Origin of the sequence: Cohnella rhizosphaerae, assembly GCF_029525575.1 — a bacterium.
GTDB lineage: Bacteria > Bacillota > Bacilli > Paenibacillales > Paenibacillaceae > Cohnella > Cohnella rhizosphaerae.
In genome coordinates this window covers 826793-841333 of sequence record NZ_JAPDIA010000003.1, presented here as the reverse complement: position 1 = coordinate 841333, position 14541 = coordinate 826793, and the positions used below count along the sequence as shown (strand labels likewise).

Genomic DNA, 14541 nt, shown 5'->3' with positions numbered 1-14541 from the left:
CAACGGATCGGCTCTTGGTTTCGATAAACTTCAACTTTCCCGTTCTTTTCTCTACTGACCGGCAGCCGGACCGTACGCTATGATGCAATCAGAAACGTCGCACACTCCACAATCCATCGTTCAGGGGGGAATACCGAATGGCTAAGCATAAAAAATGGAGCGGCTTGACCGCCGCGACAGCCGTCCTCGCATCCGTCACCGTCCTCTCCGCTTGCGGCAGCAACGGCAACAATAACGCGGCAGGCAGCGCAAGCGCGAGTCCGAACGCAAGCGCAAGCGGCGGCGCGGCAAGCAACGAGAAGGTCACGCTGCGCCTGTTCTCCAACCTGCCCGACCGCAAGTCCGGTCAAGGGCTGGCCGAGCAGACGGTCATCGACAACTATATAAAGGAAAACCCGAACGTGAAGATCGACGTCGAAGCGCTCGCCGAGGAGCCGTTCAAGAACAAGCTGAAGGCGTACATGGCTTCCAACGAGCCGGTCGACATCACGATGGTCCACGGCGGCGCCGAGCTGAGCACGCTGGTTCAGGCCAACTACGTCAAGGCGATCGACCCGGCCGCCTACGAAGGCGAACAGTTCAACTTCCTCCCGGGCGTCTACAAGTCGTTCACGTTCGACGGCAAGCTGTACGGCCTGCCGCGCAACAGCGACTACGAGGTCATTTACTACAACAAGAAGCTGTTCGACGACAACGGCGTCAAAGTGCCGACGACCTTCACCGAGCTGACGGATGCCATCAAGGCGTTCCGCGCCAAGAAGATCGCGCCGATGTCGATCAACGGCAAGGATCTGTGGAGCTTCGGCGAGCTGTACCAGAACATCGTGCAGCGCTACAGCGGCGACCAGAACCTCATCCTTGACGCGGTCGAAGGCAAGAAGAAGTTCACGGAAGACGAGAGCTTCCTCAAGGCGGCGCAGTACATGGCGCAGCTGCGGGACGACAAGCTGTTCCAGGACGCGTTCATGACCGCCGACTACGGCGCGTCGCAGAACCTGTTCACGCAGGGCAAAGCCGCGATGTGGTACATGGGCTCCTGGGAAGCCGGCATGGCGACCAACGCCAGCCTGCCCGAAGAATTCCGCAACAATCTGCAGGTCGCCAAGTTCCCGATCGCCGAGGACGGCAAGGGCGTAGCGACCGACCTGATCGCCTGGAACGGCGGCGGGTACGCGCTGGTGAACAGCTCCAAGCACCCCGAGGCAGCGAAGAAGTTCTTCGATTACCTTTTCAACGCCAACCAATGGGCGAAGGTCGCCTGGGATACGGGCGCAGCCGTTCCGGCGCAGAAGTACGAGCTGACCGGCAAAGAAAGCGAAGTCCAAAAGCAGTTGACCGACGTGCTCGTGCAGGCGACTTCTACCCCGGGCGCATCGTTCATCGACTACGGCACGCCGAAGTTCAAGGACGACGTACAGAACGCGTTCGGCAAGTTCTTCTCCGGCAGCCAGAAGCCCGAAGAGCTCGTAGCCGCCCTGCAGGCCGCCGCCGACAGCCAGTAATCGCGATTCGACGCCACGCATGAGCCACAGATAAAGGAAAGCGGCGGGGACGGCAGCATTCGTGTCCCCGCCGTATTCTCAAGGATGGAGCGGGTACCTATGCACCGAGTGCTACGCAATAAAACGGCGATTTTCCTCTTCGTTTTCCCAGGTCTTCTGCTGTTTATACTTACCTTTCTGGCCCCTATCCTATTGAGCGGATACTACTCCCTCACGGACACGCTAGCCCCGGGTACGAAAATCCATATGGTCGGCCTGCAAAATTACGCAGATCTGATCCTTCACGATACAAGATTTTGGATCGCGCTCCGCAATGCCGTCCTGCTCGGCATCGGCTTCATCGTGCTGCAGCATCCGCTTAGCATTTTCTTCGCCGTCCTGCTCGACCGGATCGGCGGCAAGGCGGAGAAGATTTTCCGCACCATCTTCTTCATCCCTTGCGTAATCTCCGTCGTCGTCATCTCGAAAATGTGGCTGTCGCTGCTCGACCCGACGTTCGGCATCCTGAACAAGCTGCTGGCCGCCGTCGGCCTGGAGTCCCTGCAGCACGCCTGGCTCGGCGAGAGCAGCACGGCGCTCGGCACGATGCTGTTCATCCTGATCTGGGCCGGCTTCGGCTGGGGACTGCTGTTCTACTACGCCGGCGTGAAGGGCATTCCCGAGGATCTGTACGAGGCCGCGAGCCTCGACGGCGCGTCGGGCCTGAAGCTGCACCTTCGCATCACCGTGCCGCTGCTGAAGCCGGTCATCGCCGTCCAGGTGACGCTGGCCATGATCACGGCGCTCAAGCAGATGGAGCTCGTCTTCCTGACCACCAACGGCGGCCCGGGCGATTCGACGCAATTCATCGCGGTCTACCTGTACAACAAAGCGTTCTCCGCCAGCCAATACGGCTATGCCAACGCCATCTCCATCCTGTTCATCGTCGTCTGTCTGATCGCGACGTACCTGAGCAACAAATTCATCCGCAGCGACGCGGCGGAAGCCTGAGGAGGCGACGAACATGAGATCGCGATACAAGACAGGCATTTGGATCTTTTTCCTGATCGTCGCCCTCCTGCAGCTGTTCCCGCTGATCTGGCTGGTCGACTTCTCTTTTAACAGCAGCGCGGACTTCTACTCCGACCATATTCTAAAGTGGCCGACCGATCCGCAGTGGCAGAACTACAAGAACGCCTGGATCGACGGCAAGTTCCTGAAGTACTTCCTGAACAGCGTGCTGGTGTCCGGCGTCACGATCGTGCTCACCGTCGTCCTGTCGCTGACGCTGTCGTACGCGTTCACCCGCATGCAGTGGCGGATGCGCTCCTTCTTTTTCTCCGTCATCCTGCTCGGCATCATGATTCCGATCCATGCGACGCTGCTGCCGAACTTCGCCATCTTCAAGCAGCTTGGCCTGACCGATTCGTACCTCGGCCTCATCCTGCCGTATACGGCCGTGTCCGTGCCGCTCGGCACATTCATGCTGACGGGCTTCCTGCGGAGTATCCCGAAGGCGGTCGAGGAATCGGCCGTGATGGACGGCTGCAGCATCTACCGCATCGTCTTCCAGATCATCGCGCCGCTCATGGCGCCGGCCCTCGTGACGGTCGTCGTCACAACGTTCCTGAACTGCTGGAACGAATTCATCATGGCGTCGACGTTCCTCAGCAAGGACGCGCTCAAGACGCTGCCTTTCTCGGTCATGAACTTCGCGGGCCAGTACTCGTCCGACTACGGCTCCCAGTTCGCCGTCATGGTGCTGACCAGCGTGCCGGCGATCGTCATCTACGCGCTGTTCAACGAGCAGATTACCAAAGGCGTGACGGCTGGCGCGGTGAAGGGGTAAACAATCGAAAAGCGTTTCGCGAAGAGGCTCTGGATGGAGCCTCTTCGTTTTGTATAGCGGCGGGGACAGCGAAGTGGTTCTGGCTGGGACTTCTTTGGCGCGTTTGGCGGCGGGGATAGCTAGGAGGTTCTAGCTGGGACTTCTTTGGCGCGTTTGGCGGCGGGGACAACGAAGTGGTTCTGGCTGGGACTTCTTCGGCGCGTTTGGCGGCGGGAACAGCTAGGAGGTTCTGGCTGGGACTTCTTCGGCGCGTTTGGCGGCGGTGACAGCTAAGAGGTTCTAGCTGGGACTTCTTCGGCGCGTTTGGCGACGGTGACAGCTAGGAGGTTCTAGCTGGGACTTCTTCGGCGCGTTTGGCGGCGGGGACAACGAAGTGGTTCTGGCTGGGACTTCTTCGGCGCGTTTGGCGGCGGGGTCCCGCGAAGATAAAAAAAGGATCGCCTCTTCGTCATAGGTATGACTATTGAGGCGGTCCCTCGATTCAACTCGTCTCGAAGTTAGATTTGAATCCCCTTCTGCTCCAGCGTCTCGCGCAAAGCCTCGGCCATGATATCGTAGCCGAGCACATGCGGATGCAGACCGTCGTCCGCCAGCTCCTCGCGAAGCCGGAGACCGTCTTCGCGGGTCATCCGCGAATGGTAATCGACGTAGACCGCGCCTTGTTCGGCGGCTACCTTTTGCAAATCTTCGTTCGCGCTGCGAATGCCCGCATTGCGTTGGTCGTTATGCCCGGATTGCGGCATATCCGTCGGGAGAATGGAGCATACGACCGGTACGATACCGCTCTCCTTCGCTTTCTTGACCATTTCCCCGATATCGCCGACGATGCGCGGAACGATTTGCTCCGCCGTTTTCCGGTCGTTCGCCGTCCAGCCGTTCATCGCCCAAAAGTTGTTAACGCCGATTTTGATCACGACATGCTTGGGCTTCAACTGGATCACGTCCGCATCGAATCTCCGCAGCACATGGCTGCTGATGTCCCCGCCGATGCCCCGATTCACGATAAAACGGCCGCCGCGGCCGAAGTAGGCATTGAGCTCCCACATATGCGTGATCGAGTCGCCGATGAAGACAAAATCGACCGGCACCTCGTGCGCGATCAGAATCTCGTTGCCGATATCGAATTCGCCTCTGCGGCTGTCCGCCGCCGCAGCCGTCGCGAAGTAGCCCGGTTTAACGAGCTTTACGCGATTCGTCGTCTCATTCGCCGTCATTTTCATTTCCCCTTCACCAGGGCTTCAGCCCGTTATTTTTCAGCTTAAACAGCGCTTCGGCAAAATAGTAATCTCCATAGATAAGCGGCGCGTCCACGCCGATCTGCGCAGCGTAATAGCCGGTCGCATGGAGCAGCAGCCCTTCTTCGTCCGCATCCCACGCGCCATAGTTTTCATGCAACGAACGAAGCATGCTTTCGGCCGCCTGCTTGTACGCTTCCCCCTTCCCCCTTCCCCTCCCTGCAGCGAGAAGGCCAGCTCCATCAACCCCGATGCGGCGATCGCCGCCGCGGAAGAATCTTTTGGCATCTCCTCCGCATCCGCCGGCAGCCGAAAATCCCAATATGGCACCAGGTCGGCCGGCAAATGATCCAGAAAAAAGCGCGCCGCCTTTTGGGCTGCGGCAAGGTACTTGTCCTTGCCCGTGTACGTATAACTGAGCGCAAAACCGTACAGCGCCCACGCCGCGCCTCTCGACCATGCCGAATCCGCGGCATAGCCTTGACCGGCCAGCGCGCCGCGCCGCTCGCCCGTCTCCGGATCGAAGCTGACGATGTGGTGAACGGAGCCGTCCGCTTGCACAAATTCCCGCAGCACCGTATCCGCGTGAATCTCGGCGATCAGCCGGTACCGCGGATCTTCGATTTCCCTTGAAGCCCAGTACAGGAGCGGCAGATTCATCATGCAGTCGATGATCGCCCAGCCGCTGTGATCCTCCCCGCCCCAATCCGGCCAAGCCCGGATGAATCCCCCCGGCGGGATTAAATCTTCCGGCCAGCAGGCTGGCGGCCATCAATCCGTGGCGCCTGGCTTCCTCGTCCTGCAGAAGCTGATATTGGTTGACGTTGCTTAACCCGAACATGAACCCGACATCGTGATGCAAAAAAGTCGAATTCCCACAGCGTGCGGCCGATTTGCGCCTCGCATTGCACGGCCAGTTCCTTTAAACGTTCATCCCGGGTGTCCCGATAGACCAGCCAGAGCAGCCCCGGCCAAAATCCCGCGACCCAATCGTGCGCAAGACTCCGAATGTAGCGGCCCTGCTGGGAGACGTTCGGAAACGACGCTCCGATGGCCACGCTCGTTTTGCCGATCTTCTCGACGACCTGCTGCCAGGCCGCTTCCGCCCAATTCGTCTGCGTATCCATCTCATACCTTCCTTCCGCCAACGATGCTTCGTCTATTATGGCAGCAATAAATAGGGAATTGAATGATCGTATTTTAAGGTTATGAACTTCGTAAAAGAACTTGTGCGGCATCCGGGCGCAGCAAAAAAGCCCCCCGCTCGCTCGACGCTCGAAACGGAGGGGGGAGCTTTTCGCCGCATGCGGTTAAACCAGGCTTCCGCCTTTTTTGCCGGTACTTGAGAATACCTTCCGACGCCCGGAAGGCGAGCGCGCCGACCGTGTCGGTCGGATTGTAGCCCGAGTTGTGCGGGAAGGCGCTGGCGCCGACGACGAACACGTTTTCCGCGTCCCACATCTGCAAGTACGTGTTGACCGCGGACGTGTCGGGCGAGGCGCCCATGACGACGCCGCCGGTATTGTGCGTCGACTGGTAGGTCGTGATCTCGTAAGGGCCGAGCTCCTTCAACTGATCGATATGGCTTGCGCCCATCTCCTTCATGATCTCCGCGCACTTGCCCGACAGGTACAGCGCCAGCTGGCGGTCCTGCTCCTCGAAGTCGAACGTCAACCTCATGAGCGGGTCCCCGTACGCATCCTTATATGTAGGATCGAGGTCGAGGAAGTGGTGGCGAAAAGGCATGCACGACCCTTGACCGCCTATGGACAGGAAGCGGTTGGCGTATTTGACCGAGTTGGCCTTGAACTCCGCTCCCCACGATGCGGTCCCTCCAGGCACGGGATTGTTCGCGATCGGGCGCATGCCGGTCTGGCTGATGCTGATCGAGCCGCCATGGATAAACTTCAGGTCGGTGTGGTCGAAATTGTCCCCGTTGTAATCGTCGAGGGATACGCCGAGCGAGCCCGCGCCCGCGTAAGTGTTGAACTGCTTGTCGTCGAAAAAGCCGGCCGCGTTGCCCTTCAGCACCTGGTACGCGTAATTGCGGCCGACGACCCCCGTCCCGCTCGCGGCGTCGTACGGCTTGCCGAGCCCGGACATCAGCAGCAGCTTGACGTTGTTGAACACGTAGCTGGTCACGACGACGATGTCGGCCGGCTGCACGAGCTCCTCGCCCGTCGTGACGTCCGTATACATGACGCCCGTCGCCTTCCCGCCCTGGTGAAGGATGCGCCGCACCTGCGAATGCGTGCGAATCTCGAATTTGCCCGTCTTCAGCGCCACGGGAAGCACGGTGACGACCGGATCCGCCTTCGCGCCGTATTCGCAGCCGAAGCGCTCGCAGAACGCGCAATATTGGCAGGCGGCGCGGGAGATGCCGTCCGGGTTCGTATACGGCTCCGACAGATTGGCCGAAGGCATCATGTACGGATGGAGCTTGAGCTTGGAAGCCGCTTCGCTGAACATGGTAAGCGCGGGCGACTTCTTCATCGGCGGCGTCGGATAATCGGCCGAGCGTTTTCCCCCGAGCGGATTCGGTTCCCCCCGAGATGCCGGCGAGCTTTTCGAATTTATCGTAATAAGGCTCCATCTCGTCGTACGTGAGGCCCCAGTCCTGAATCGTCATGCCGTCCGGAATCTTGTTCTTGCCGTACCGCTCGATCGTCTTGGAACGAATCTCGAAGTCGTACGGAAGGAAGCGGTAGGTCTGGCCGTTCCAGTGGATGCCCGCTCCGCCAAGTCCCTCGCCGAGCAGAAACGAGCCGTACGACCGCATCGGCAGCGCGCGGATTTTCTCCGTGCTTCGAAAAGTCACCGTGTCCTTGGACAAATCCTGCATCAGCTCGTATCGCAATCCATAGCGCAGCTCGTCGTGGACCATGAAGTAGTCCTCGGTCTTGCGCTCCTTGCCCCGCTCCAGGCCGACGACGTTCAGCCCGCTCTTCGTCAGCTCGGCGGCGATGATGCCGCCCGCCCAGCCGACGCCCACGACGACGACGTCCGTTTTCGGCAGCGTTTTGGCCATAGTTGCTCCTGTCCTCCCCGCCTTAGTGGGCGCTTAGATGGTCTTGCAGGCTGCTCGGCGGGATCACCGCGAAGTCCTTGTCGATGACGTCCGTATAGCTCATCTGGTTGCCGGGGTAGCTTCGCATCTTCCAGCCGTTCATGTCCGCGTTGCCGCCGTACAGCGGATCGCTGTACGCGCCTTCGAGCGTGCTGCTCCGCAGCATTTTGAAAAAACCGCTCGCCGAGATCGTCGTCAGCTTCACCTCGTCGGACTCGAACGCCTTCAGCACCTCGTCCTGCTGCTCGGGCGCAAGCGCCGCGAAGCCCTTCGCAAACTTCGTCTGGCTGTAATTTTCCATTTCCCGCAGCCCGATCTCGAACATTTCCCGCCGCTTCAGCCGGCCTTGATAGCCCTGGACCTTCTCCCCCGCATAAAAGGGCGGCGACATGTATTCCCTGGAATTGAAGCCCCATTCGCCCGCCAACTGGTGATCGATAAAAAACGGGACGCCGAGCGCAAGCGCGCCGGGGCCGGCGTCGTCGGCGGGAAAGATCCGTTCCGTTGCGGCCGACACGATGCCGAGCTGCTCCTGCGTGAAGAACATCGGCGCGCGATTGAAGTTTTTGATGTCCGGCGCCGCGCCTTCGCCCGCTTCGGGAGCGGTCTCCGTTTTTTTCGACGGCCGGATCAGGCTGCCGAGCGCCCCGCCCACGATGACGCCGCCGACCGCATAGCCGGCCTGGACGAGAAATTTCCGCCGGGACGGCTGTTCGACCTTGTCGTGGCCGGAGCCTCCTTCTTGATGGTCAGCCATCCTTTCACCTCCCCTTTTCATTCCGGATTTTCCCGATTAGTTTTTTCCAAAATTAAGTCCTTATGCATTCCCCGCGGCTGGTCATGCTAACTTTAAACCAATCCAATCCAATATAAGGTGGAGATCCGCAATGGCAACCCCAATCGCAACAAAACGCCGGATGCTCGCGTTCGCCTGCGCGGCGGGCGTGCTGACGCTGGCCGCCTGCCAGAGCCACAGCCTGCGCGAACAGTCGGTCAGGCAAGCGGCGGACGCGCAGCGCGTCATCGACGACCGGCTGAAGCTGAAGTCCGTGCAGCCGCCGCAGATCGCCGGACAGCACGATGCGGCGGTCATCCCGAGCGTCGACCGGGACAAGACGCGGACGACCAACCAGTACGGCGCGACGGGACAAGGCATGGGCAGCGGGGTGCTGAGCCGGATCGGCAGCTCCGGACTTCGCGGACGGGCGGCTTCCTCCGATCTGGAGGCGGAGCTCGCCGGCGCCGGGCTGGCAGGGGTGCGCGTGCTCGTCGCGAACGATACCGTGTTCCTCGCGGCCAAGGAACGGGGACCGTCCGCATCCTCGACCGATCCCCTTCAGCGCAAGCTGCTGAGCGGCACGGGCGGCCTGTCCGGCAAAGGTCCGGAGCCCGGCCCGCACGGCGGCGTCGGCATCCGCTCCGTCGACGCGGACAAGACGGATACGCTGGCCGCGGCCGAGCAATGGCTCAAGGACCGCGGCTACGGCGAGCGCATCGTCGCCATTGCCGGCCCGGAGGCCGTCGCGCTGATCGACCGCTTGCGATCGCGGGGCGCGGACGGAACGTCCGGCAGCCACGACCAGGATATCGCGAAGCTGATGCGGATGGGCGCGGCGGCGAAGGACGGGAAGTAGCGCGGCCGAACCGGGCGATGAGCGAAAAAAAAGCGGCGCCTCTTCCGCGGAATGCGGATGGCGTCGCTATTTTCGTATTCGCATGCGTGATATTCATCCAATGGGTTAAAACTAAATTACGGAGCATCTACGTCGATGTGGCGCTCGTCAGCGTTACTTTGCGAGAATGCCGGGCGGTTCGCGTCGATGTGGCGCTCGTCAGCGTTACTTTGCGAGAATGCCGGCTGTGCGCGTCGATGTGGCGCTCGTCAGCGTTACTTTGCTAGAATGCCGGCTGTGCGCATCGATGTGGCGCTCGTCAGCGTTATTTTGCGAGAATGCCGGGCGGTTCGCGTCGATGTGGCGCTCGTCAGCGTTACTTTGCGAGAATGCCGGGCGGTTCGCGTCGATGTGGCGCTCGTCAGCGTTACTTTGCGAGAATGCCGGGCGGTTCGCGTCGATGTGGCGCTCGTCAGCGTTACTTTGCGAGAATACCGGGCGGTTCGCGTCGATGCGGCGCTCGTCAGCGTTACTTTGCGAGAATGCCGGGCGGTTCGCGTCGATGTGGCGCTCGTCAGCGTTACTTTGCGAGAATGCCAGGCGGTTCGCGTCGATGTGGCGCTCGTCAGCGTTACTTTGCAAGAATGCCGGGCGGTTCGCGTCGGACAAGCATCTACTTACTCCCCAGCAGTGCCTCGTACTGCGCGGCATCCATCAGGCCCTTGACCGCCTCCGCCGGGTCGCCTTCTACCTCGACCTCGATGATCCAGCCTTCCCCGTACGGATCCGCGTTGACCTTCTCCGGCGCAGTCAGCAGCTCCTCGTTCACGCGCACGACCTTGCCGTCCACCGGACTAAACAGGTCCGACACCGTCTTGACCGATTCGATCGTCCCCATCGGCTGGTTCGCCGCGAGTGCGTCGCCTACGCCGGGAAGCTCCACGAAAACGATGTCTCCCAGAAGACTCTGCGCATAGTCGGTGATGCCGACCCGCACCACGGTCGCTGTCGCCTCCGCCCACTCATGCTCCTCCGTGTAGCCCAAACCCGTCCTGATCTCGCTCATCTTCGTCATCCCTCTCGATTAAAGTCGCACCGCTGCCTGTCGCTATAAGCGCCGAACGGCAAAAAAAGGACAGAGCAACGGCAAGCTGCCGTAAGCTCTGTCCCGGGTACCTGAGAGATTAGACGAGGCGTTCGCTTCGCCCTTACCCCTTTGGTGGCTGATCGCTCTCTCCAGAGGCGCGTCGAATGGCGGTACTTTTACCTGAAAGTTTGATCCTGCGGCCGGCGGACCGTCAAGACTTGCTCCTTCGGTGCCGCGCCGTGGGCGCAGTCTCTCCCTGCCATCTTCATCCGCGAATATAACAATTTACTTCGTAAGCTTAATTCAAGCGAGGGATACTCGTCAATATACCCGACTAATTATCGCCAAATTTGACTCCTGAATAGCTGGCAGGCCCACTGCAAATCCAAACGACAACCTAATTAGCCGGTTTTTCCGGCTATTTGGGCGGCAAATACCTATAGTTCAACAAAAGAGCTGCGATAACGCCCTTCGGCACTCATCGGCGCATCCCCGAGCCCCATCGCGGCCGCGATAACGCCTTTTGGCACTCATCGGCACACTTCCGAGCCCCATCGCGGCCGCGATAACGCCCTTCGGCACTCATCGGCGCATCCCCGAGCCCCCATCGCGGCCGCGATAACGCCCTTCGGCACTCATCGGCGCATCCCCGAGCCCCATCGCGGCCGCGATAACGCCCTTCGGCACTCATCGGCGCACCTCCGAGCCCCATCGCGGCCGCGATAACGCCTTTTGGCAATCATCGGCGCGCCTCCGAGCCCCATCGCGGCCGCGATAACGCCTTTTGGTACTCATCGGCGCATCCCCCGAGCCCCATCGCGGCCGAGATAACGCCTTTTGGCACTCATCGGCGCTTCCCCGAGCCCCATCGCGGCCGCGATAACGCCCTTTGGCACTCATCGGCGCATCCCCGAGCCCCATCGCGGCCGCGATAACGCCCTTTGGCACTCATCGGCACACTTCCGAGCCCCATCGCGGCCGCGATAACGCCCTTTGGCACTCATCGGCGCACCTCCGAGCCCCATCGCAGCCGCGATAACGCCTTTTGGTACTTATCGGCGCACCTCCGAGCCCCATCGCGGCCGCGATAACGCCTTTTGGCACTCATCGGCGCATCCCCGAGCCCCATCGCGGCCGCGATAACGCCTTTTGGCACTCATCGGCGCATCCCCGAGCCCCATCGCGACCGCGATAACGCCTTTTGGTACTTATCGGCACACTTCCGAGCCCCATCGCGGCCGCGATAACGCCCTTTGGCACTCATCGGCGCATCCCCGAGCCCCATCGCGGCCGAGATAACGCCTTTTGGCACTCATCGGCGCATCCCCGAGCCCCATCGCAGCCGCGATAACGCCTTTTGGCACTCATCGGCGCACCTCCGAGCCCCATCGCAGCCGCGATAACGCCTTTTGGCACTCATCGGCGCACCTCCGAGCCCCATCGCAGCCGCGATAACGCCTTTTGGCACTTATCGGCGCGTCTCCGAGCCCCATCGCAGCCGCGATAACGCCTTTTGGCACTCATCGGCGCACCTCCGAGCCCCATCGCAGCCGCGATAACGCCTTTTGGTACTTATCGGCGCATCCCCGAGCCCCATCGCAGCCGCGATAACGCTTTTTGGTACTCATCGGCGCATCCCCGAGCCCCATCGCGGCCGCGATAACGCCTTTTGGCACTCATCGGCGCGTCCCCGAACCCCATCGCGGCGGCTTTAGCGTCATTCTGCGCACATCGGCACAACCATCGGCGCCGCCGGGTCCCCTACTCGGACTCCCCGGCTACTCCATCTCCTGATCGTCGGCATCTGCCTCGGCTACAGCCCCGCCTCGTCGACATCCGCCCCAGCTACTCCAGCCCCGCATCGTCGCCATCCGTCCCAGCTACTCAAGTTCCGCATCCCCGGCTTCCGCCGCGACGCCGCCACGGACCTCTTGCCGGTACTCCGACGGCGTGCAGCCTGCCTTCTTGCGGAATACTTGCGAAAAGTGGCGCACGTCCGGGTAGCCGACGCGCTCCGCGATGTCGCCGATTTTCAGCTCCGAGCCGCCGAGCAGCTCCATGGCGCGCGAGATGCGCAGGTTGGTGACGTATTCCTTGAAGCCCGTCCCCGTCTTCTGCTTGAACAGCTGGCTGAAGTAGACCGGGTTCAGGTACACGACCGAAGCCACTTTTTCCAGGTTGATCTCCGCCCCGAAATGGGCGTGTATGTACTGCACCGCGACTTCGATCGCCTTTTCCCCGCCGCTGGCGTAGTGATCGTACACCTGCGCGGCCGAAGCGCTCCGCATGCGGCGCACCTCTCCCGGCACGGCCGTCAGATCATCGACGCGCCCCGAGTGCAGCACCTGAAACGGCGTCTTCAAATATCGCTTCAGGTGGGTGCGGAGCTTGTCGATCAGCAGGCCGAGCCCCGCTTCCTCCCGGAGCGTCACGAGTCCGAGCAGACTGTGCGCGTCGATGCTCGCGACGAAGCCTTTGCCGGCGGAGTCCATCAGCTCGGTCAGCACGTTTTCCACGATGAAATGCTCCAGCTTCGTGTCCGCGTCGCTGTCCAGGCGCACCATGAGCAGGTTGAAGTACGGGTGGCTCTCCGTAAACGGCGCGACGTCGATGCCGCCCAGATCGAGCCCGGACGCCCAACGCGCGAATACGCCTTCCCGAAGGAACCGCAAATTGCGCTTCATCAGGTCGGCTTCTTTGTTGCGCTCGCTCTCTTCCGCGATCTCGCGTCCGAGCTCTTCGATCAGTCCGACGAGCGATTCCTTGCCGATCGGCTTCAGCATATAGTCCCTGGCGCCGAGCCGCACGGCCTCCTGCGCGTACGCGAACTCGGAGTGCGCCGAGATGACGACCCACTTAACCTGCGGCTGCATGCGACGGGAAAACGCCATCAGCTCGAGTCCCGTCATGCCGGGCATGAGCACATCGGTCAGCACCAGGTCGACGCGCTTGGTCCGCAGCGCCTCCACGGCCTCTTCGGGATTCCCGGCGAGCAGCACCCGGTGCTCGGGAAAACCGCGGGAAATCGTCCGCTCGATGCCGCTGCGGATGACTTCCTCGTCGTCGACGACGAGAATATTCATCGCTGATCCCCCCTCTTCTGCGGGCTTGGGAAACGAAGCCCAAATCTTCGTGCCGCGCTCGCGTTCGCTCTCGATCCGCAGCCCGAACCCTTCCCCGTACATCAACGCAATGCGGCGGTGCACGTTCGCGAGCCCGATGCCCCGGCGTCCCGCGGGATCCTCCTGACGTCCCGGCGCCACGGCCGCCGCCTCCTCCAGCGACTGCCGAACGCGAAGCAGCGTCTCCTCGTCCATGCCGACGCCGTTATCCTCGACGACGATGACGAGCGCATCCTCCGTCTCCGCCGAGCGAATCCGGAGCGTGCCTTCGCGGCTCAGCGGCTCGAGTCCGTACTTCACGGCATTCTCGACGATCGGCTGCAGGATCATCTTCGGCACCTGGGCGCCAAGCCAGCGATCCTCCACCTCGATCTTCGTATTTACGCGGCCGCCGAGCCGCGTCTCGATAATGGTCAGATAGTGGCGCAGCTGCTCGAGCTCGAGCCGCAGCGGCGCGCGGGAAGCCTCCTCCCAATCGCTGCTGTACCGGAAGATTCGCGACAGCGCCAGGATCAGGCGGCCAAGCCGGTCGTTCTCCCGCTCGTCGAGCATCCAGTAGATCATGTCGAGCGTGTTGAACAAAAAGTGCGGGTTCACCTGGGACTGCAGCGCCTGCAGCTGGGCGTTTTTCTCGCTGATCGACAGCAGCTTTTCCCGTTCGATCAAGTTGTCCATCTGCTGGACCATCCGGTTGAACGAGCCGACGAGCACGTTCAGCTCCTGATAGGAATGGACGCGGACGCGCCCCTGAAAGTTCCCCAGCTCCACCTGCTTCATTTGCTGAATCAGCCGCTTGAACGGCGAGGAAAACGAGCGCGACACGAGCGTCGCGAGCGCCGTCGCGGCGACGACGAGCAGGATGACGACCGTGAGCAGGAATCGCTGCGTCTGCTTCAGCTCCAGCTTCAGGTCGCGCTTCGGCGTCACGCCGACGACCGTCCAGTCCGCCGTGCCGATCCGGGCCGCCGTCAGCAGCGCGTCCTTGCGATCGCGGACGGCGACCTCGCCTTTCTTCAGCGTGCCAGGCCAGTCGGCGGGCAATGCCTCCGTCGCAGTCTCCGTTCCGGCTCCGGACGCCTCGGGCCGC

11 protein-coding genes, 2 pseudogenes and 2 riboswitches are annotated in these 14541 nt (G+C 61.6%); of the genes and pseudogenes, 4 read left to right on the top strand and 9 right to left on the bottom strand.

Annotated features, from left to right (window positions below; genetic code table 11):
• The first annotated feature begins 137 nt into the window (after positions 1-137).
• The 3 genes from OMP40_RS09490 to OMP40_RS09480 all read left to right on the top strand — a co-directional run bounded on the left by OMP40_RS09490 (position 138) and on the right by OMP40_RS09480 (position 3330).
• On the top strand, positions 138-1502 hold the full coding sequence (locus OMP40_RS09490; RefSeq protein WP_277530912.1) for an extracellular solute-binding protein: 1365 nt from the start codon (positions 138-140) through the stop codon (positions 1500-1502).
• 192 nt (positions 1503-1694) lie between these two features.
• Positions 1695-2492 (top strand): carbohydrate ABC transporter permease, encoded by a 798-nt coding sequence (locus tag OMP40_RS09485; RefSeq protein WP_277530910.1) that lies wholly within the window; start codon positions 1695-1697, stop codon positions 2490-2492.
• A 13-nt stretch (positions 2493-2505) separates the two neighbouring features.
• Positions 2506-3330 carry a carbohydrate ABC transporter permease gene (locus OMP40_RS09480; protein WP_090116974.1) on the top strand — a complete coding sequence of 275 codons (825 nt, stop codon included), beginning with the start codon at positions 2506-2508 and terminating at the stop codon, positions 3328-3330.
• A 497-nt stretch (positions 3331-3827) separates the two neighbouring features.
• Here OMP40_RS09480 and OMP40_RS09475 read toward each other — a convergent pair whose 3' ends face one another.
• From OMP40_RS09475 to OMP40_RS09455, 5 genes and pseudogenes are all read right to left on the bottom strand, one after another.
• Entirely contained in the window at positions 3828-4544 is a 717-nt protein-coding gene (locus OMP40_RS09475; RefSeq protein WP_277530906.1) for a GDSL-type esterase/lipase family protein, read from the bottom strand.
• Between the two features lie 39 nt (positions 4545-4583).
• A complete protein-coding gene (locus tag OMP40_RS09470; RefSeq protein ID WP_277530904.1) occupies positions 4584-5228 on the bottom strand; it encodes a glycoside hydrolase family 88 protein in 645 nt (214 codons plus the stop codon).
• A gap of 77 nt (positions 5229-5305) precedes the next feature.
• The gene (locus OMP40_RS09465; protein ID WP_277530903.1) at positions 5306-5692 is read right to left on the bottom strand and encodes a hypothetical protein; all 387 of its coding nucleotides are present in this window, start codon (positions 5690-5692) and stop codon (positions 5306-5308) included.
• 183 nt (positions 5693-5875) lie between these two features.
• Positions 5876-7593: pseudogene (locus tag OMP40_RS09460) on the bottom strand (GMC family oxidoreductase).
• Positions 7594-7615: 22 nt separating this feature from the next.
• Positions 7616-8389: a gluconate 2-dehydrogenase subunit 3 family protein gene (locus OMP40_RS09455; RefSeq protein WP_277530901.1), complete on the bottom strand. Its 774-nt coding sequence runs from the start codon at positions 8387-8389 to the stop codon at positions 7616-7618.
• Between the two features lie 130 nt (positions 8390-8519).
• On the opposite strand from OMP40_RS09455, the gene OMP40_RS09450 reads away from it, so the two are divergent.
• Positions 8520-9266, top strand: coding sequence for a hypothetical protein (locus OMP40_RS09450; RefSeq protein ID WP_277530900.1), 747 nt, complete (start codon positions 8520-8522; stop codon positions 9264-9266).
• Between the two features lie 204 nt (positions 9267-9470).
• Here OMP40_RS09450 and OMP40_RS09445 read toward each other — a convergent pair whose 3' ends face one another.
• From OMP40_RS09445 to OMP40_RS09430, 4 genes and pseudogenes are all read right to left on the bottom strand, one after another.
• Positions 9471-9914 (bottom strand): hypothetical protein, encoded by a 444-nt coding sequence (locus tag OMP40_RS09445; protein ID WP_277530899.1) that lies wholly within the window; start codon positions 9912-9914, stop codon positions 9471-9473.
• A gap of 4 nt (positions 9915-9918) precedes the next feature.
• The gene (gene gcvH / locus OMP40_RS09440; RefSeq protein ID WP_277530898.1) at positions 9919-10311 is read right to left on the bottom strand and encodes a glycine cleavage system protein GcvH; all 393 of its coding nucleotides are present in this window, start codon (positions 10309-10311) and stop codon (positions 9919-9921) included.
• A 95-nt stretch (positions 10312-10406) separates the two neighbouring features.
• Positions 10407-10487: riboswitch (glycine riboswitch) on the bottom strand.
• Positions 10488-10490: 3 nt separating this feature from the next.
• A riboswitch (glycine riboswitch) is annotated at positions 10491-10601 on the bottom strand.
• 1611 nt (positions 10602-12212) lie between these two features.
• Positions 12213-13415 carry a response regulator gene (locus OMP40_RS09435; RefSeq protein WP_277533073.1) on the bottom strand — a complete coding sequence of 401 codons (1203 nt, stop codon included), beginning with the start codon at positions 13413-13415 and terminating at the stop codon, positions 12213-12215.
• A gap of 81 nt (positions 13416-13496) precedes the next feature.
• Positions 13497-14231 (bottom strand): annotated as a pseudogene (locus tag OMP40_RS09430) (sensor histidine kinase); the annotation flags it as partial.
• Positions 14232-14541: the final 310 nt, after the last annotated feature.

Excerpts from the sequence above, each read along its gene's own strand:
- gcvH (WP_277530898.1), bottom strand. The coding sequence starts at position 10,311 with ATGAGCGAGATCAGGACGGGTTTGGGCTACACGGAGGAGCATGAGTGG.
- OMP40_RS09490 (WP_277530912.1), top strand. The coding sequence starts at position 138 with ATGGCTAAGCATAAAAAATGGAGCGGCTTGACCGCCGCGACAGCCGTC.
- OMP40_RS09450 (WP_277530900.1), top strand. The coding sequence starts at position 8,520 with ATGGCAACCCCAATCGCAACAAAACGCCGGATGCTCGCGTTCGCCTGC.
- OMP40_RS09475 (WP_277530906.1), bottom strand. The coding sequence starts at position 4,544 with ATGACGGCGAATGAGACGACGAATCGCGTAAAGCTCGTTAAACCGGGC.
- OMP40_RS09480 (WP_090116974.1), top strand. The coding sequence starts at position 2,506 with ATGAGATCGCGATACAAGACAGGCATTTGGATCTTTTTCCTGATCGTC.
- OMP40_RS09465 (WP_277530903.1), bottom strand. The coding sequence starts at position 5,692 with ATGGATACGCAGACGAATTGGGCGGAAGCGGCCTGGCAGCAGGTCGTC.
- OMP40_RS09455 (WP_277530901.1), bottom strand. The coding sequence starts at position 8,389 with ATGGCTGACCATCAAGAAGGAGGCTCCGGCCACGACAAGGTCGAACAG.
- OMP40_RS09470 (WP_277530904.1), bottom strand. The coding sequence starts at position 5,228 with ATGATGAATCTGCCGCTCCTGTACTGGGCTTCAAGGGAAATCGAAGAT.
- OMP40_RS09435 (WP_277533073.1), bottom strand. The coding sequence starts at position 13,415 with ATGAATATTCTCGTCGTCGACGACGAGGAAGTCATCCGCAGCGGCATC.